The sequence below is a fragment of the Pantoea sp. X-Soil-YNGN-785 genome (assembly GCF_059730585.1).
Genome location: NZ_AP035942.1, coordinates 2973283 through 2991983 on the forward strand (window position 1 = coordinate 2973283; position 18701 = coordinate 2991983).

The following is an 18701-nucleotide window of genomic DNA, read 5'->3' on the forward strand; positions in this document are numbered from 1 at the left end:
TCACTTACTGGATATGCAGCTGCGACGGCGTAATGCCGGTAGCGCGCCACTCCGGCACATACATCGACTCGACCTGCGGCGGCGGCATCAGGAAGCGACCCGGTGTGACCGCCCGCGCCAGATAGACCAGCGTTGCGGGACGATAAGTATCTACCGCCAGTGCCGCGACAAAGCGATCGTCGCGGAACTCAATATGCTTAATGTCAGCCTGCTGCATATCGCCCATACTCTCTTTCAGCGCATCCGCACTGTCGCCAAGACTGGCGCTGCTGTCGGCCAGATTCTGGTTTTCCAGCTCCAGACCGGCAGGCAGCAGATCCACCACCAGCGCATCGCTGATGCTGCGCTTTGACGAAACGGTCAGACGCACCACCAGCAACTCCCCGCTACGCAGATTACTGAGATCGGCGGCTTTGCCATCCAGGGTAAAGTATTCACGCTTTATCCCGAGCACATTGCTCTCAGGCTGAGGCGCGGCCAGCGGATAACCGGTGACGTCCAGACGACCATACAGCGGTGCACTGCCCGGATTACGGATGGCTAAGCCCTGTAACAGGCGGTCAGCCGCCAGCCCTTTATTGAGTGGCGCATCGCCCTGCAGCGGTTCAGGATTGCCCGACAATAGCGCCTGCCAGCTTCCGCCCTGCGCACGTTGCAGAGTGTGAGCTGCCAGATAAAGTGCGTTATTTTCCTGAGTCGAGAACCAGCGTTTGCCATTGACCTCTCTGGACAGTGACAGCAGCAGACTGTTTTGCACATCCGGCTGCAGCTTATTTTCCGCCAGCAACGCAATCATCATCCCCTGATCGCGCACCGTGCTGCCATAGTCGCCATACCACTCTTTATCCGAACGCGTCAGCGTGGCACCCTGCATGATCGCCTGCTGTGCACGCTGTCCGTCACCCATCAGCTTCAGCGCGACGCCAAGCTGCATCAGCGCCAGGCCGGAGCGGGACTTCTCACGTTGCTGATACAAGGCGCGCAGCGCACCCAGCGGAACGCGCTGCTGACGCGCCAGCACCAGCCCGGCGTAAGCCTGTACGCTGAACTGTAGCGCGGCGTTGTTATCACCGCCGCCGCTGATCTGCGAGGGATCCTGCAGATAGCGCAGCAGCCGGGCATTAGCGCGCTCCACCACATTATCCGGCAACGCATAGCCCGCCTCGCTGGCGCGCAGCAGGAAGTCCGTCACGTAAGGCGTCAGCCAGAACTCCTCTTCACTCTGTTTATCCCACAGCCCGAAGCTGCCGTTGGCGCGCTGCATGCCAGCCAGACGAGCAATGCCGGTGTCGACGGCGGCCCGTCGTGCTTCATCGCTGCTGGTTTTAATGCCCATCGCGGTCAGCTCAGCATGGCTGGTGTAAAGCGAAGGCCAGAGTCCGCTGCTGGTCTGTTCCAGACAGCCGTAGGGATAGGCGTAAAGCGCACTGATATAGCTGGCGATATTCAGCGGCGGACGATTGCTCAGCGTCAGCTGGCCGCTCAGGGTTTGTGCATCCAGCCCCGTCAGCGCCGCCGCCGCGATCTCCCAAGTCTGATCGGGATTGATTACGGCATCAAAGTTCAGCGTCTGCGCCGGATAAGGCGGTCTGACACCCATTTTCCACTGCTGTCTGCCAGGCTTCACCTGCTCACCCGGCAGATTCAGACCGGAAATCTGTACGGTAACCTCGCCGTCACCAAAGCCGGTTTTCGCCGTGACCGGAATCTGTAACGTGGTGCGTGCACCTTTAGCCAGCGTCACACTCTGGCTGGCAGCACCGGCCAGATCCACCAGGCCACTGCTGGAGAGATCAACCTTAAGGTTTTGCGGCAGATCGGTCAGGTTAGTGAGATCCAGCGCCAGTGATGCGGTATCGCCGCTGGCAAGGAAACGTGGGGTAGCCAGCTCGCTGATCAGCGGTGCCGCGACCACCAGTTTGCGCTCTGCGGCACCGAAGCTGTCATCGCTCCAGGCCTGCGTCATCAGCCGCAGTTCACCGTTAAAGGCCGGGATCGGCAGCGTAATCGATCCGTTGCCTTCTTTATTCAGCGTCACCGCCTGTAACTGCTGCGCGACGATATTGACGTGCGTCACCGGCTTTTTACCGCCGCGCGTCATCGATTCATCCTCGCCATCACCACCAAAACGCAGCGCCGCCAGCCGGCCGCCGCCTTCGATCAACTGACCGAAAACGTCGTACTGATCGACGTTGTAGCGTTTACGGCCAAAGAAAGCCTGCCATGGATCGGGCGTTTTAAAATCCGTCACGCTGAGTACGCCACTGTCCACGGCTGACAGCAGCACATTCACTTTTTCAGGCAGCGGACCGCCGTCACGACTGGCATGAACGTTGACCGTCAGGAGTTGCTCAGGACGGATTTTATCAGGTGCCGCAAGCGTCAGGTTTAAGCGACGTGCTTCGGTCGCCATCGGCAGGTGTAACAGCCCTACCGCGCGTTTGGGTGTGGCACCACTGACTTTATCGCCATCACGCACCACAATAGCGCTGAAGTAGAGATCGTGACGCTGCCAGCTCTCAGCCACCGGCACATCCACCGTGGTGCCGCCCTTTGGTACGGTCAGCGGCTGCCACCAGAGCGTGCCGCTGCTCGACTCCACCATCAGGTAGCCTTTACCGGCAGCCGGTGATTCGACCTGCAGATGCACGGTGTCACCCGGCTGGTAAGCGGCTTTATCCAGCTTCAGTCTGACCTGATCGGGGCGCAACGCACCCGTCCCGTTGGTGTTGTCCTGCCAGTCATAACCGGCCTGGAACCGCACGCTGCTGACGATCTTCTCGCCCGCCTGCACTTCCAGCCGGTAGTGGCCCCACTCGACCGGGAAGCTGACTTTGGTGCTGCCGTCAGCCGGGATTGAGATGGCGCGTTCATCTTCCTGCAGATCTTTGTCGCCGTAATGCGACTGCCAGCCTTCGCTGTCAGAGAAGCTCCAGTAGTAATCACGGCGCTCACGGATCAGTCGCACGTCCAGCTTGTCTGCCGCCAGTTTCCTGCCCTGACTGTTGGCATAGACAATGTCGAATTCGGCCAGGCTCTCTTCCGGCACGGTAGGCTCATCGTGATAGCTGTCGCTGCGGTAGTCATAAACTGCCTTATTACCAAACAGCGGCCGGATGCCTGGCAGGGCGTCAGCGGGCCAGATAGCCTGGGTGGCCCGACGGGTGACCGGACGTCCGCCGGTCTCCAGCAGGCTGGCCTGCAGGATCAGGTTAAGCGGGGAGTGCAGCTGATCCCACTGATTCTCTACCGTAAGCTGCGCTTTACCGCTGGCATCGAGCTTGAGGTCCACTTCATCCAGCGTGCGCTTTAATCCCTCTTCGGTGATGTCACCAAACTGGTAGCCCGGCAGTGCAGCCACGGCTTCACGCGCCGGTCGCAGATAGAGTTGCCCCTGTAAGGTGTTCCCGGCAGCTGGCGCGCCATAGAGGTAGCGTCCTTCAATACCGAACTCAACGCTGGCATCAGCAGGCTGCGGCTGAGGATCATTTTTCAGGGTTAACGCCATGCGCTCCGGCAGGAAATCCTCAACGTGGAATTTCCACTCACGCTTAAGGTTATCGCCGGTATTGAGCCGCAGCATCCAGTCGCCGGTCATGGCGGACGCGGGCAGCGCCAGTCGTTGCTGGTAGAGTCCCGCTTCCGGCTGCCAGACAAAGGTTCGCATCACCTGGCCGTCAGGCTGCACCAGCTCCGCTTTAATCGGCTGTGTGGGAAGCGGGCGTCCGTCGGCATCGCGCAGCAGCGCATTAACAATGACGATTTCGCCGGGACGGTAGATATCGCGCGGCCCGAAGACAAACAGCTGTTTGTCATAGCCCTGCGGCCCGGCTACCGGAAACTCAGCCAGATCCAGCGCCGGACGCGCCAGGTCGATCATTGAGGTCTGTTCACCCTGCACGGCCAGCAGGATCTTGCCTTTTTCATCCGCTTTCAGGCGCAGATGACCGGTGCTGTCACTGGTGTCGCTCTGCAGCACCTGCCCTTTCTCATCCAGCAATCTGACGCTGACGCCGGAGAGCGGCTGGCCGTTTGCCAGACTCTGGGCGAAGAGTTCGAACTGAGTCGGGAAGCGGTGCAGTGACAGGCCAATATCGCTCAGAGTGAAGAGTGTGGCGGGCTGGCTGTAGTGATAAGTCCCGGCCTGCTTCATGACGGCCAGATAGACGCCGGGCTGCTGAAGCGCCTTGATGTCACTCATCGGCAGCTGCAGTTTTTCACGGGTGTTTCGCGCCGGATTAAGCTCAAAGCGTCCGGTATAGACCAGCTGGCTGCTTTTCAGCAGATCCTGTGACTGCCAGCTGGAGAGGTTATTGCCGTAATTCCACTGCGAGAGAAATTCCGCCAGGCCAGCATTCTTAATGCGGAAGAAATCGACATCGACCTGGTTAACATTCAGCGCCAGTACCGGCAGGCCCTGCGTGATACGCAGCGGCAGCAGTGAACCGCGGCTGGCAAAGCCCACCATCGGCTGGATATCGCTGGACGCGATTTTTTTACTGTAATCGGCGGCGAGCGTCTCACCGCTGGCCGCACGCAGTCCCGCATCCACCGTGACGGTGAAGTGGCGCGACGGTTCGGGATGGCGGAAGCGCAACGTTTTACGGTTAGCGGAAAGCTCCCAGCCGCCATCCACCCGGCCCTGTTTATCATCGGTCAGCCTGACTTTCTGCGCGATATCCTGTTTGTCATCCAGCGGCTGACTGAAGGTTAAAACCAGCGCAGCAGCACCGTCGATCTGCAGTTCCGAGAGATCGATAATCGTCAGCGGTTTGCTGACATGTTTGGTTGCGGGTGCCTCTGCTGCCTGGAGAGGCAAAGCAGGTAACAGGGTCGCTGACAGCAGCGAGCCACCGATCAGCATGCTGAGCAGCAGCCGGGTAGTGCGTTTCTTCATGGTAGTTCCTTCACCGGGACGCAGGGAGTGTCGTTTGATTACGCTGCGCAATTTCATATCAATGCTCGCATTTAATCAACGCTTCTCTTGAGATGGTGCGCACATTCCCTGACACTGGTATGACAGATTGCTGAAATGAGGTTGTTATGACGACGCCACTGTTTGTGTCCGCCGACTGGTTACAAGAACACTACAACGATGAGCGACTTCAGGTGCTGGATGCACGTCTGTTGCCACCCGGAATGGAAGCGGTTCGCGATGTCCAGGCTGAATATCTGGCAGGTCATCTACCCGACGCCCCTTACTTTGATATTGAAGCGCTCTCCGATCACACCAGCCCTTATCCGCATATGCTGCCGCGTGCCGAGACCTTTGCCGTCGCGATGCGCGAGCTGGGCGTGAGCAGTGATAAGCATCTGGTGGTCTATGACGAGGGTAACCTCTTTTCCGCGCCACGCGCCTGGTGGATGCTGAAGACCTTTGGTGTGGCGCAGGTGTCGATTCTGGCCGGTGGTTTGCAGGGCTGGAAAGAAGCCGGTTTTGCGCTGGCAACCGGCGACGTGAATCTGCCGGAAGGTGAGTTTGAAGCGCACGCAGATGAAAGCCGGGTGAAACGTCTGACGGACGTGCTGCTGATCAGTCATGAAGGCGGTGCACAGATTGTTGATGCGCGTGCCGCTAATCGTTTTAACGCCGAAGTGGACGAACCGCGTCCCGGCCTGCATCGCGGACATATTCCCAACAGCCTGAACGTGCCGTGGAATACGCTGGTTGAGCAGGGAAAACTCAAGCCGGAAGCGGAACTGCGCAGGCTGTTTGCTGACGCGGGCGTGGATATCACACAACCGGTGGTCGCCAGCTGTGGCTCTGGCGTAACGGCGGTGGTATTGATTCTGGCGCTGACGGCGCTGGGCGCTCGGGATGCCACGCTGTATGACGGGTCCTGGGGCGAATGGGGCAGTCGCGACGACTTACCGATAGCGAAATAAAAATCAGGCGGCTGATAAGCCGCCTGTTTTTTTAAGTGAATCAGATAATCCGCTCACTGCCCTTGAAGTCACGCAGGAAACTGCCCCAGCGACGTTCATAAAATGGCGTGATGTGGGCGGTAAAGAAGTGGCTGATGCCACGGTCCTGCAGCGTGACTTCACAAATATCAATCGGTGCATCGTCTGGCAGCGTGTCCGTTGCCACACTGCCCGCCGCCTGAATAATCGCCTCAATGTTGCTGTCCGCTTCAATACCAATCAGCAGATTGGCCGCTTCGTCTGCCCGCTCACGAATGCTGGCGATAAACGCCCGACGCACCTGCTTATGCTTAGCGAACAGCTGCGTCAGCGAATCGATCATCTGCGCAGGCGGCTCGGCCACTTCAGACAACAGCAGGGACTGTCCGCCTTCCAGCACGGTTTGCTGGCTTAGCGCACTGCCCTCTTCAGCCAGCAGATGGGTGATCTCGGCTGCAGTAAACTCTTTACCGGAAGGCAGTTTGGGATTGAGAAACAGCGTCTCGCCACGTGTAATCTCAAACAGCGTCCGGACCGGCAGACGCAGCCAGGACTGCTCACCGCTCACCGCTTCACTCATCGCCTCTTCAGACGTGAAAAAAGGAATGATGCTGCTGCCATCCTCTTTTTCCCAGTGCTGCAGATCAACGGGCGTGCTGGCATCAAGCTGTTGCGTAGTGCTTTCGCCTGGAACAAAGACATCAGACTCCAGCAGCAGTTGAAAAAATTCGGGCCGATGGGCAGGCTCGGTGGCTGCCAGCTTCAGCACCTCTTCAAGACGGTTCATAGTTTCCCTCTGAACAGCGGCGGCATCTGCCACCGCTGAGCCCTTCTTATTTCAGTAACAGATTAGCGATGGTTCGCACGCCAAGACCTGTTGCACCCGCCGCCCATTGATCAACTGCCCCTTTACGATAGGTAGCGGAACAGTCGATGTGCAGCCAGCCCTGCTGATAGTTGCTCACGAAGTGGGACAGGAACGCTGCCGCACTGCTGGCACCTGCCGCATGAGACGGGCTGGCGATGTTATTGAGATCGGCGAAGTTAGACGGCAGATGGCTGCGATGGAATTCAGCCAGCGGCAGGCGCCAGAAAGGCTCGTTCTCACTTACCGCGCTGCCCATCAGCGACTGTGCCATCACATCATCAAAGGTAAACAGCGCATGATAGTCGTTGCCCAGCGCCGTTTTAGCCGCGCCGGTCAGCGTGGCAGCATCGATGATCAGCGTCGGGTTCTGCTCGCTGGCGTCGATTAAACCGTCGGCCAGGACCAGGCGACCTTCCGCATCGGTGTTCATGACTTCCACCGATTTGCCGTTGCGATAGCGAATGATGTCGCCGAGCTTGAAGGCGTTGCTGCTGACCATGTTATCGGCACAGCAGAGGTAGAGTTTGACGCGCTTATTCAGGCCACGCGCAATCGCCATTGCCAGTGCGCCGGTAACGGTCGCCGCGCCGCCCATGTCAGACTTCATCGAGTCCATGAAGCTGCTCTGCTTCAGGCTGTAGCCGCCGGTATCAAAGGTGATGCCTTTACCGACCAGACAGGCGTATACCGGTGCATTCTCATCGCCGGTTGGGTTGTAGTCGAGCGCCAGGTAAACCGGCGGGCGATTTGAACCGCGTCCTACGGTGTGCAGGCCCATATAGCCCTGAACGCGCAGGTCGTCGCCTTTGGTAATGCGATAGCTCACGGCGCTGCCGCCCACTTCACTGATCAGATCGACGGCAGTATGCGCCAGCTGTTCCGGACCCAGATCTTCTGCAGGCAGGTTAATGACGTTGCGGACCCAGTCGATGATTTTCAGACGGCGATCAAACTCCGCCTGCTCATGTTCGCCCAGCGCTGGCCACTCAACCTGGCGCTGCCCTTTCGGGCCACGGAAGCCCTGCCAGAATGCCCAGCACTGCTCCAGGTGCCAGCCTTCGCCGGTCAGCGCCACGTGGCGGATGCCCTGGCTGTCGATTTTGTGCGCCGCACGCTGAATGGTATTCAGCGCATCCGCGCCGGTCAGATGCAGCGTCATGCCGCTGTCGTTGCTGCTCAGAATCGCTTTTTCGCCCCAGCGCGCATCAGCGGGCTGGCTGCTAAGCGTAATGTTCATGGGTTGTGTGGTCATCGAAAAGCTCCGTAATCGTTATCTGTTTCATCCAGCCTGATTGTTATGACGGCTTTAATAAGATGTTAAATGTATTTCGCAGAGACCTGATAACAGATTCCGCTGGACGTTGCCAGCGAAGCGCCCATATTGGCGCAGTTTCCGGACTATGACCGGGTATCAGGATTTCATTAAGGCACGCAGCCGGGTTACCGACTTCTGCACCAGGGCGATGGCGTAGTCGATCTCTTCTTCGGTCGTGAAGCGTCCCAGCGAGAAGCGCAGCGAACTGTGCGCCAGCTCCTCACTTACGCCCAGCGCGCGTAAAACATAGGAAGGCTCCAGGCTGGCAGAGGTACAGGCCGAGCCGGAAGAGAGGGCCAGATCTTTCAGCGCCATAATCAGGGATTCACCCTCAACGTCAGCGAAACTGATGTTAAGAATGTTCGGCGCACACTGATGCGGATCGCCATTGAGGGTAACGTCCGGCAGCGTGCTGATGCCCTGCCACAGACGATCGCGCAGCGCCTGCAGACGCGCCATCTCCGTTTCGCGCTCTTCTGCCGCGATACGATAGGCCTCGCCCATACCGACAATCTGATGCACCGGCAGGGTGCCGGAGCGCATTCCGCGTTCATGCCCGCCGCCGTGGATTTGCGCAGCAATCTGCACGCGCGGTTTACGCCGCACATAGAGCGCACCGATGCCTTTCGGGCCATAGAGTTTGTGGGCCGAAAAGGACATCAAATCGACCGGTAACTGGCTGAGGTCGATGGGCAACTTACCGACGCTCTGGGTCGCATCCACATGAAACAGAATCTCACGCTCGCGGCAGAGTTCACCAAAGGCGGCGATATCCTGAACCACGCCGGTTTCATTATTGACGTGCATGAGAGTAACCAGAATGGTGTCATCGCGCAGCGCCGCACGCAGCTGTTCAGGCGAGATAATGCCGTTAGCTGCCGGCGTCAGATACGTGACGATAAAGCCCTCGCGCTCCAGCTGCTGACAACTGTCGAGCACCGCTTTGTGTTCCGTCTGGCTGGTGATGATATGTTTACCGCGCGCCTGATGGGCGTGGGCTGCGCCTTTAATCGCGAGGTTATCGGATTCGGTGGCGCCAGAGGTAAAGACGATTTCGCGCGGATCGGCGTTGACCAGTTCGGCAATCTGATTGCGGGCAACATCGACCGCTTCTTCAGACTGCCAGCCAAAACGGTGCGATCGCGAAGCCGGATTACCGAACGTGCCATCCAGCGTCAGAAACTGCATCATTTTGCTGGCTACACGCGGATCGGCCGGCGTGGTGGCGGCATAATCCAGGTAAATCGGTAATTTCATTGCGCTACAGCTCCGTATAGAAAATCATACGTCTTTATAGCAGATTCGGCCCTGACCGCGTTAGCAGTAAGGGCCGCAACAGCGGGGATTACGAGGCGCGCTGGTTGACGTTAATTTCCTGCGAACGCGGGCTCTGGAAGCGACGATTATCGATCGCATTCTGACGATCGGCCACATCCAGAATCTCCTGATTATTCACCAGCTCAGCCAGCGTAATATTGTTCAGGAAGTCACTGATACGCACGCTCAGATCGCGCCACAGCACGTGAGTCAGACAACGCTCACCGCCCTGGCAGCCTTCTTTACCCTGGCATTTGGTGGCATCAACTGACTCATCAACCGCAGTGATCACTTCGCCGACAGAGATGGTGTCTGACGCTTTACCCAGCAGATAACCGCCACCCGGGCCACGAACGCTGGAAACCAGGTCGTTTTTACGCAGTCGGGAGAATAACTGCTCCAGATAGGAGAGCGAGATGCCCTGACGTTCTGAAATATCAGCCAGCGGGACCGGACCTTCATGGGAGTGAAGGGCAACGTCCAGCATTGCAGTAACGGCATAACGTCCTTTGGATGTCAGTCTCATAGCGTACGACCTCAATAGCGTCCGGTTATCGGAGGATTAGCAACAGATGCCATGAAGTCTGACATTCCCGAGTAAATTGGTCAACTATTTAACCTGGTAAATTAGTCAGGTATTTAACCAGGTAATTTACTCAACTATTATCTGGTTCTTTTTTCTCGTTTTTTCGCTTTTCAAACGACGAAAGCATACCGCGCAGGATGTTCAGTTCATCACGTTCCGGACGGGCACGGGTATAAAGACGACGCAGTTTGCTCATCACCTGGCCTGGATTGGCTTCACGGATAAAGCCGCTGTTCAGCATCATCTGTTCCATATGCTGATAGAAGCGCTCAAGGTCATCCACCAGCGGATAAGGCGATTCTTCAAACTTTGGCGGCGGGCTGGCCTGCTCCTGCGACTGTAACCATGCCATGCGCACTTCATAGGCGATAATCTGTACTGCCATCGCCAGGTTCAGCGAGCTGTACTCCGGGTTAGCCTGAATCGCGACGTGATAGTGGCACTTCTGCAACTCTTCGTTGGTCAGGCCAACGCGTTCACGACCAAACACCAGTGCGACCGGTGCCTGCTGGCCCTCTTCCACACTTTTTACGCCGCATTCACGTGCATCCAGCATCGGCCAGGGCAGCGAACGCGAACGTGCGCTGGTCCCGACCACCAGACTGCATCCGGCAATTGCCTCATCCAGTGAATCGACGATTTTTGCGTCGCCGATAACGTCACTGGCACCGGCGGCCAGGGAGATCGCCTGTGAGTCGGGTTTGACCAGCGGATTAACCAGATAGAGGTTGGTTAAACCCATGGTTTTCATGGCGCGCGCAACGGAGCCCATGTTACCGGTGTGAGAAGTTTCGACCAGCACGATACGAATATTTTGCAACATGATTAGGGATACTCAGAAACGGGTCAGTAAAATCAGTGGAGAGAATCGTAACATAAAGCAGGACATTTACCGAACACGCTGCTATACTCCGCGCCGTTTTCCCCGTTCTTTAACATCCAGCGAGAGATACCGATGCATCCAATGCTCAACATTGCCGTGCGCGCAGCGCGCAAGGCCGGAAATTTAATTGCCAAATATTATGAAACCCCGGACGCCGTCGAAGCCAGCCAGAAAGGCAGCAACGACTTCGTAACCAATGTTGACCGCGAAGCAGAACGCCTGATTATCGAAATTATTCGTAAATCTTACCCGAAACATACCATCATCACTGAAGAAAGCGGTGAACTGGCGGGCGAAGATCAGGATGTTCAATGGGTTATCGATCCGCTGGATGGCACCTCCAACTTCATCAAACGTCTGCCCCACTTTGCTGTTTCGATCGCGGTGCGCATCAAAGGCCGCACTGAAGTCGCCGTCGTTTACGATCCAATGCGCAATGAACTGTTCACCTCTTCACGTGGCCAGGGCGCTCAGCTGAATGGCTATCGTCTGCGTGGCAGCATTGCCCGCGATCTGGATGGCACCGTTCTGGCAACGGGCTTCCCGTTCAAAATGAAGCAGCACGCGCCTGCTTACATGAACATCCTGACCAAACTCTTCACTCAGTGCGCTGACTTCCGTCGCACCGGTTCTGCTGCGCTGGATCTGGCCTATGTGGCTGCAGGTCGCGTAGATGGCTACTTTGAGATTGGCCTGAAGCCGTGGGATTTTGCGGCGGGTGAACTGCTGGTTCGTGAAGCGGGCGGCCTGGTCACTGACTTCACCGGTAACCACGGCTATCTGCTGTCAGGTAACCTGGTCGCGGGTAACCCGCGTGTGGTGAAAGCGATGCTGTCGAACATGCGTGATGAGCTGAGCGAAGCGTTAAAACGCTAAGTCTCAGTACAGAAAAAGGCGGCTTATCAGCCGCCTTTTTTATTGCCTGCTAATCAGTGATGATTAACGACGTTCGTGTGCCAGCACCTGACGAGGCTGAGTACGACGACCCACCATACCCATGACACCAGCCAGTACGGCTTCGATGATCAGCAGAATCAGGGCATACCAGCTCGCTTTAGCGGTCGCAGCAGCGGCTTTTTCACCCGCTTCACGTGCTTTCTGCTCAGCCTGCTGTTTCAGTTCATTATACTTCTGAACGGCCTGCTGATAGCTCTGCTCGGTTTTCGCAACGATCTGATCCACTTCCTCATCGCTTTTACCGGTACGCGCTTTGATGATATTTTTCAGTGCGTCACGGTCGGCTGCCTGCAGGGTATCTGAATGACGATCCATCACACCTTTGACCCAGTTAGTCAGATCGGTATCGGCTGTCTGCGGATGGTTCGCGGTGTTGTTAGCCTGGTTTTCCGCATTCTGCGCTTCTTTATTTGCGTCCTGCTTCAAATTCTCTGGCTGTAATTCCGGCTTACCAGTCTGGCGTAATGTGGTTTCCAGTTCGTTCTGCAGGTTATCTAAATTAATATTATTTTCCTGCAGCTTTTCTTTTGCCATTTGAGTGACCGAAGGCGCAGCGGCGGAAATACCACTACCCAGTGCCTGGAAGCCTGAACCCACAATATTCATCGCGCCACCTAATACGCTGGTTGCCAGCGCAATTGCCAGGTAAATAGTGAAAATTGTGCTAAGGCCAAACATCAGTAAACCGTGCAGTGCGCCTTCACGCTGTGCCAGTCGACCGGCAACATAACTACCCGCCGCCATCGCGACCAGCATTTCAATGGCCGTCCAGACCAGCGCGCCAGTACCAAGGCCGTCCAGCGGATTCTGTTCTTTCATCGGATCAATGGTGGTAGCACCAATGGCGGTTCCCAGCAGCGTCAGAATGATATGAACGATTAATGCACAAATAACACCGGCAAACACCGCGCTCCAGGAAATACGTTTTAACGGTAGTCCTGCCGGCCCGGTCGCCAGCGTTTCGGTGTAGCCATTATTAATACGGGTATCAGCCATGAAATATACTCCTCGCAATAAACAGAAAACGGCTCTGATCTTTTATCATCCCGACGGCGGAATGCCGTTTTGGTATTAACAGCGTAGACAGGGAATAGTCATTTCTCCACTAAACTGCCCTGAGAAAAAAATAAAGAGATGAATTAAGAGATAATTAGCGAGGTAAGGATAACCGCGGGAATTTTATTCCCGCTGCGTTTATAATCAGAAAGGTCGAATTCCGCCGCCTGCCGTCAGCTGTGCTGACTGCCATAATGCGATGCCCGCCACAATTAAAATCAGGCTACCGGTTAAGGCCAGCGTTGGCAACAATAGTCGCGAGATGCCTGAGACTGCACCAGGCTGTGCCAGCCGTTGCGCCACCGAGCGCGCCTGCTGCACCAGCAGGCCAATCGCCGAAATGGTCAGCGCCGTGCCGACCGCCATCACGGCAGCAGAGAGAATGCCCCAGCCATAAACGCCAATCACTTTGGCAAACAGCAGCATCATAATCGCGCCGGAGCAGGGACGTAATCCCATCGACACCACCACCAGCAGCTGGGTTTTCCAGCTAACGTTGCCGCTCATCTGCTGCGGGGTTGGCAGATGCGCATGCCCGCAGCCGCAATGCTCATCATGCTGATGGTGGGGCCGGAAGGCACGAAATACCGGGGCTGGACGCAATGCCCGCCACAGTGAACGCAGCGCCCGATACCCGATCATCACGCCCAGCCCAATCACCAGCAGATAACTGCCCTTCTCCAGCCAGAAACTGCTGAGATGCAGCTGGCGCGACGAGGTTTTCAGCACCACCAGCATCACCGTCACCAGCCCAATCGCCACCGAACCCTGCAACAGCGAGGCGAGTAGCGTCAGCCTGATACTGGTTTTCACTTTTGCAGGATGAGTTGCCAGAAAGGTCGCGATCACCACTTTGCCGTGGCCCGGACCCAGCGCGTGCAGCACGCCATAGAGCAGGCTGAATATCACCAGCGAGAGGCCCGCCTTGTTGGGCTGCTCCGCCACCTGTTGTAACAGCTGGGTCATCTGCCGGTGCAGATCTTTTTGCCACAACACGCTCTGCAGCAGAATCTGCGACCAGTAAAGCCAGACCAGCAATGCGCCGCCGATGAAGAGTCCCGCCAGCAACCACAGCGGCCAGAGCCGGGAAGCCCGCAGGGGGGCGGAGATTACTGACATGTCAGTACCACCGTTTGTGCGAACTGGCGACCTAAATCCATCTCCTCCGCAGGCGCATCGGCTTTATCCAGCGACAGCGCATACTGCTTCAGAGAGTCATTGGGTGTTGGTGTATTGAGCGCAAATTTACAGCGGGTCTGCAACGCCGGCGGCAGCGTTAACGCGCCGGGATTGTCATAGAACATATCGACGAAGTAAGTGGGATCGAAGGTCAGCATCTCAAAGCGCTGACCGGCCAGCGTCGGGGGTTCCGCCAGCGGCAGAACAAACTCCAGCACCGCTTTGTGACCGCTACGCGACAGATTATATTCCGTTGGCAGATTCAAAAACTTTACCCGCTGTTGGTTGTGCCAGATTTCAGAAAAGTAGTGCTGGCCCAGTACGTTCGCCATCACGCCCGCCGCCAGCTTTTTCCACACCACGCTGCCTGGCTTCGCCTCGCCCGCGTCATACAGCAGGTCGGCGGAGGTGATCTCATCCATGGTCCAGGTCATCTTTAATCCGGTGAAGGTGTCATTCTGCACCACCAGTTCGGTTTTCATGTCGATGAAGCTGTGAGGATGGGCCAGCAGAGCCGGACTTAATACCATCAGTAAGGCAAAGAGTGCGCGTTTCATAATGTTATAAAGTAACGTTCCTGATGAAAAGAATCTATAAGTAACAAAATTTTGTGACCCGCCTTAAACCTCCGGCAAATAAACCGCGTAAACCGCGCGGGCGCTGACCGGGTTGACTACGCTTAGCTCAAAATAGCCTGCTGGAAATCTGATTGATGAGTTCTGCTACCCCTTTGGCACCACTCTTCACCCGTTCACAGCGTCAGTGCCATCTTTTATTGTTGCTGTTTCTGCCCGCACCCGTGCTTACGCTTGAAAAAATCTGCCAGCTGAATGGCATCGATCCTGCCGTTGCCCGACAGGATATCGCGGATGTAGGCCTTGAGATACAGCGATATCACCAGCTGGAATTGCATCAGATGGTGGATGGCAGCTTTCGTCTTCATGGTACAGAGCTGGACCGGCGCCTTTGTCTGCTGCACAACCTGCGACGCAGTCTGCGTTTATCGCAGGACTTTGTCTGCCAGCATTTTGCCACGCCGCTGCGTCAGCGCCTGAAGGTCATGAAGATTGAAAAAGCGTTGTGGGATGAGACCAATTTACAGGCGCTGATTCAGCACTGCAGCCTGCGTCTGAAACGTGATTTCAGCGAACGTGACCGGCTTTTTCTGCAGATATTTATGAAGTATGGCTTGTGCCAGCGTCAGCCGGTGCTGTTCAGTGAGGCACAGTCTCTCTGGCTGCAGCAGAAGCCTGAGCGGCAGGCCGCCGAAGATGTGATACATCACTGGCGAAAACGCTGCCATCTTGCCCCGCACGTCAGTGAAACCGACTTCTGGACGCTGCTGTTCAGCCAGATTCATACGCCGGTCGTGGACGCGATTACCCATCCTGCTGAACAGCAGTTGATGAACGCGACGCAGCAACTGATCAATGACTTTGAAGCCTGCGCCGAAATCACCTTTGCTGACCGCGACGAACTGCTGCACCAGCTCTATCCGCATCTGGCGCAGGCGCTGGATCGCACTCACTTTACTATCGGTATCGACAATAGCGTCGCACTGGATGTCAGCCGCCTCTATCCTCGCCTGCTGCGCACCACTCAGCAGGCCCTGCAGGCTTTTGAGCAGCATTACAACATTACTTTTACGCCGGAAGAGGTGAGTTTAGTCACCATTATATTTGGCGCCTGGCTGATGCAGGAGAGTGCGCTGCAGGAGAAACAGGTCCTGATCCTGACCGGCGACGATGCCGATCTGGAGCAGGACGTGGAGCAGCAGATCCGGGAGATCACGCTGCTGCCTGTCAATATTTCCTACCTGGACGTAAAGCAGTTTCAGCGGGACGGCGCGCCGCGGGATGTCGACATCATCATTTCGCCCTACCCTACTTCGCTGCCCTTATTCTCTCCGCCGCTGGTGCATGCGGAACTGCCGCTGACGCTGCACCATCAGCAGCGCATTCGTTATTTACTGGAGTCGTAGCCGGGACGCAGGAACAGTGCGGGCAGGGCCACCAGTGCCATCACCCAGAAAAGATGCCCCTGCAGATGCGCGAACAGCACGCCGCAGATCATGGTCATTACTGCAATACCCCCGCCCATCGCCAGCGCGGAATAGAGCGACTGTAGCCGGATCACTTCCGCCCCCTGCCGCGCCGCGATAAAGCGCATCGCCGCCAGATGACAGACGGTGAAACTGCCACAGTGGAGGATTTGCGCCACAATCAGCAGCGGCAACGCGGTGCTGGCTCCCAGCAGGCCCCAGCGGATCAGCGCGCAGATGCCTGAAAGCAGCAGCAAGTCACGCGCGTTCCAGCGGCGGAACAGGCGGCTGCTCAGAGCGAACACGATAATTTCCGCCACTACGCCCAGCGACCAGAAATAACCCACCGTCGAGGCGGAGTAGCCGCTCTCCTGCCACCAGATAGCGCTGAAGCCGTAATAGGCAGCGTGCGCGCCTTGCAGCAGCGTTACGCAGAGCATAAATCGCCATACTGCATTTTCACGCAGCAAATCACGCCATTCCTGCCAGCCGCCGCCCGCAGCACTCTGACGCTCATGACCCTGTGGCTGGGTGGCCGGTCTCAGCATCATGCCCGCGAGCATGGCGATGATACCAACGGAAAGCAGCAGCAGAATAGCCTGAGAGGAGTAAGCACTGACCAGCACGCCGGTTAACGCCGAGCTGATTACAAAGGCCAGCGATCCCCACAGCCGCACCGGCCCGTACGCCAGCCCAATCTGCTGTGTCCAGGTCGCGGCCAGCGCATCACTGAGCGGCACCAGCGGCGAGAAGAAGAGGTTAAAGCCGATCATCACAGTCAGCAGCCACATCCACTGCTCACCTACCCAGAAACCGGCGGCGAACAGGCAGGTCATCAACGCCAGCAGACGCAGCGCCGTAATCAACCGGCCGGGATTCTTAACCTGAGAAGCGATAAGCAGACTACCGACGAAGCGCGCGACCATACCACAGCCAAGCAGCAGGCCAATCTTCTCAGCATCCAGGCCGGTGCCTTTCAGCCACACGCCCCAGAATGGCAGATAGATGCCGTAACAGAAGAAGTAAGTGAAGTAGCCCAATCCGAGCCATCTGGCGGAGCCGATTGCCATATTCCCTCCAGCAAGTGTGCTGCCTCGCAGCATGAGTGGGCGCTACTCTGGCAGAGCGCCGCGGGACAGGCAATAAAAAAGGATGGCAGATGCCATCCTTTTTATTCTGTCTCACAACAGGTTAGCGATTAAGCGTAGACCGGCAGACGGCTGCAGATATCCAGCACTTTCTTCTTGGTGCGCTCAATGGTTGCTTCGTCATTGATGTTATCCAGCACATCGGCAATCCAGCCAGCCAGCTCACGCACGTCTGCTTCTTTGAAGCCACGACGGGTAACTGCTGGTGTACCGATACGGATACCGGACGTCACAAACGGGCTTTTCGGATCGTTTGGCACGCTGTTCTTGTTAACCGTGATGTTGGCACGGCCCAGCGCCGCATCGGCTTCTTTACCGGTCAGGTTCTTGCTCACCAGATCGATCAGGAACAGATGGTTATGGGTGCCGCCAGACACGATGTCATAGCCACGCTCGATCAGCACTTCTACCATCGCTTTGGCGTTTTTTGCCACCTGCTGCTGGTAGATTTTGAACTCTGGCTCCATCGCCTCTTTAAAGGCAACTGCTTTACCGGCGATAACGTGCATCAGTGGACCGCCCTGGCCGCCAGGGAAGACAGCAGAGTTCAGTTTCTTATAGAAATCTTCATCGCCGTTTTTCGCCAGAATGATGCCGCCACGCGGACCCGCCAGCGTTTTGTGGGTGGTGGAGGTCACGATGTGCGCATGTGGAATCGGGCTTGGATAGACTTCTGCGGCAATCAGGCCAGCAACGTGTGCCATATCGACAAACAGCCATGCACCTACGCTATCCGCGATTTCGCGCATTTTTGCCCAGTCGCAGACGCCGGAGTACGCAGAGAACCCGCCAACGATCATTTTTGGCTTGTGGGTTTTCGCCAGTTCAGCCAGTTCGTCATAGTCGATTTTACCGGTCTCATCGATACCGTAAGCCACTACGTTATAGAGTTTGCCGGACAGGTTAACCGGTGATCCGTGAGTCAGGTGTCCACCGTGCGCCAGGTTCATCCCGAGGATGGTATCGCCCGGCTGCAGCAGCGCGGTGTAAACCGCGAAGTTAGCCTGGGAACCAGAGTGTGGCTGCACGTTAGCGTAATCAGCGCCAAACAGTTCTTTTGCACGGTCGATCGCCAGTTGCTCAACGATATCAACGTACTCACAGCCGCCGTAGTAGCGTTTGCCCGGATAGCCTTCAGCGTATTTATTGGTGAGCTGAGAACCCTGCGCCTGCATAACACGCGGGCTGGTGTAGTTTTCAGAAGCAATCAGTTCAATGTGCTCTTCCTGACGCACTGTCTCCTGCTCCATTGCCTGCCACAACTCGGCATCGTAATCGGCAATGTTCATATCACGCTTTAACATCCGGATCTCCTGACTCAGCTAACTTTCTGACGGTATTTACCCCCCTTCAGGGGCGAAGGCCCACAGTGTAAACCGTTTTAACAGGTGAAGGTAGGGTGAACCGCCTCTTTTTACGCAAACGATTGGCTGGCTGCTGGCTCGGC

14 protein-coding genes are annotated in these 18701 nt (G+C 56.8%); 3 read left to right on the forward strand and 11 right to left on the reverse strand.

Annotated features, from left to right (window positions below; genetic code table 11):
• Positions 1–4: 4 nt before the first annotated feature.
• Entirely contained in the window at positions 5–4897 is a 4893-nt protein-coding gene (locus tag AC6I8E_RS13760) for an alpha-2-macroglobulin family protein (protein WP_497824104.1), read from the reverse strand.
• 146 nt (positions 4898–5043) lie between these two features.
• Here AC6I8E_RS13760 and sseA point away from each other — a divergent pair, with 146 nt between their 5' ends.
• The gene (sseA, locus tag AC6I8E_RS13765) at positions 5044–5886 is read left to right on the forward strand and encodes a 3-mercaptopyruvate sulfurtransferase (protein ID WP_033783894.1); all 843 of its coding nucleotides are present in this window, start codon (positions 5044–5046) and stop codon (positions 5884–5886) included.
• 40 nt (positions 5887–5926) lie between these two features.
• Here sseA and sseB read toward each other — a convergent pair whose 3' ends face one another.
• The 5 genes from sseB to trmJ form a co-directional block, all read right to left on the reverse strand.
• Positions 5927–6691, reverse strand: a complete 765-nt coding sequence (gene sseB / locus AC6I8E_RS13770) for an enhanced serine sensitivity protein SseB (RefSeq protein ID WP_147789529.1) — start codon at positions 6689–6691, stop codon at positions 5927–5929.
• Positions 6692–6737: 46 nt separating this feature from the next.
• Positions 6738–8024, reverse strand: a complete 1287-nt coding sequence (pepB, locus tag AC6I8E_RS13775; RefSeq protein ID WP_095706794.1) for an aminopeptidase PepB — start codon at positions 8022–8024, stop codon at positions 6738–6740.
• 159 nt (positions 8025–8183) lie between these two features.
• Positions 8184–9344 (reverse strand): IscS subfamily cysteine desulfurase, encoded by a 1161-nt coding sequence (locus AC6I8E_RS13780; protein ID WP_013358735.1) that lies wholly within the window; start codon positions 9342–9344, stop codon positions 8184–8186.
• An 88-nt stretch (positions 9345–9432) separates the two neighbouring features.
• A complete protein-coding gene (gene iscR / locus AC6I8E_RS13785; protein WP_013358736.1) occupies positions 9433–9930 on the reverse strand; it encodes a Fe-S cluster assembly transcriptional regulator IscR in 498 nt (165 codons plus the stop codon).
• A 130-nt stretch (positions 9931–10060) separates the two neighbouring features.
• On the reverse strand, positions 10061–10813 hold the full coding sequence (gene trmJ, locus AC6I8E_RS13790) for a tRNA (cytosine(32)/uridine(32)-2'-O)-methyltransferase TrmJ (protein ID WP_013358737.1): 753 nt from the start codon (positions 10811–10813) through the stop codon (positions 10061–10063).
• 132 nt (positions 10814–10945) lie between these two features.
• Here trmJ and suhB point away from each other — a divergent pair, with 132 nt between their 5' ends.
• Positions 10946–11749 carry an inositol-1-monophosphatase gene (suhB, locus tag AC6I8E_RS13795; RefSeq protein WP_013358738.1) on the forward strand — a complete coding sequence of 268 codons (804 nt, stop codon included), beginning with the start codon at positions 10946–10948 and terminating at the stop codon, positions 11747–11749.
• A 63-nt stretch (positions 11750–11812) separates the two neighbouring features.
• Here suhB and AC6I8E_RS13800 read toward each other — a convergent pair whose 3' ends face one another.
• The 3 genes from AC6I8E_RS13800 to AC6I8E_RS13810 form a co-directional block, all read right to left on the reverse strand.
• Positions 11813–12826: a TIGR04086 family membrane protein gene (locus AC6I8E_RS13800; protein ID WP_013358739.1), complete on the reverse strand. Its 1014-nt coding sequence runs from the start codon at positions 12824–12826 to the stop codon at positions 11813–11815.
• 204 nt (positions 12827–13030) lie between these two features.
• On the reverse strand, positions 13031–14005 hold the full coding sequence (locus tag AC6I8E_RS13805; protein ID WP_110330749.1) for a nickel/cobalt transporter: 975 nt from the start codon (positions 14003–14005) through the stop codon (positions 13031–13033).
• Complete coding sequence (locus AC6I8E_RS13810) at positions 13996–14622, reverse strand: DUF1007 family protein (protein ID WP_497824105.1); 627 nt, start codon at positions 14620–14622, stop codon at positions 13996–13998. Before AC6I8E_RS13810 ends, AC6I8E_RS13805 begins: the two co-directional genes overlap by 10 nt.
• 155 nt (positions 14623–14777) lie before the next feature.
• On the opposite strand from AC6I8E_RS13810, the gene csiE reads away from it, so the two are divergent.
• Positions 14778–16046, forward strand: coding sequence for a stationary phase inducible protein CsiE (gene csiE / locus AC6I8E_RS13815; RefSeq protein WP_497824106.1), 1269 nt, complete (start codon positions 14778–14780; stop codon positions 16044–16046).
• Here csiE and AC6I8E_RS13820 read toward each other — a convergent pair.
• Both AC6I8E_RS13820 and glyA read right to left on the reverse strand, forming a co-directional pair.
• Complete coding sequence (locus AC6I8E_RS13820; protein ID WP_497824107.1) at positions 16028–17176, reverse strand: 3-phenylpropionate MFS transporter; 1149 nt, start codon at positions 17174–17176, stop codon at positions 16028–16030. The genes csiE and AC6I8E_RS13820 overlap by 19 nt on opposite strands.
• 128 nt (positions 17177–17304) lie before the next feature.
• A complete protein-coding gene (gene glyA, locus AC6I8E_RS13825) occupies positions 17305–18558 on the reverse strand; it encodes a serine hydroxymethyltransferase (protein WP_201252410.1) in 1254 nt (417 codons plus the stop codon).
• Positions 18559–18701 lie beyond the last annotated feature (143 nt).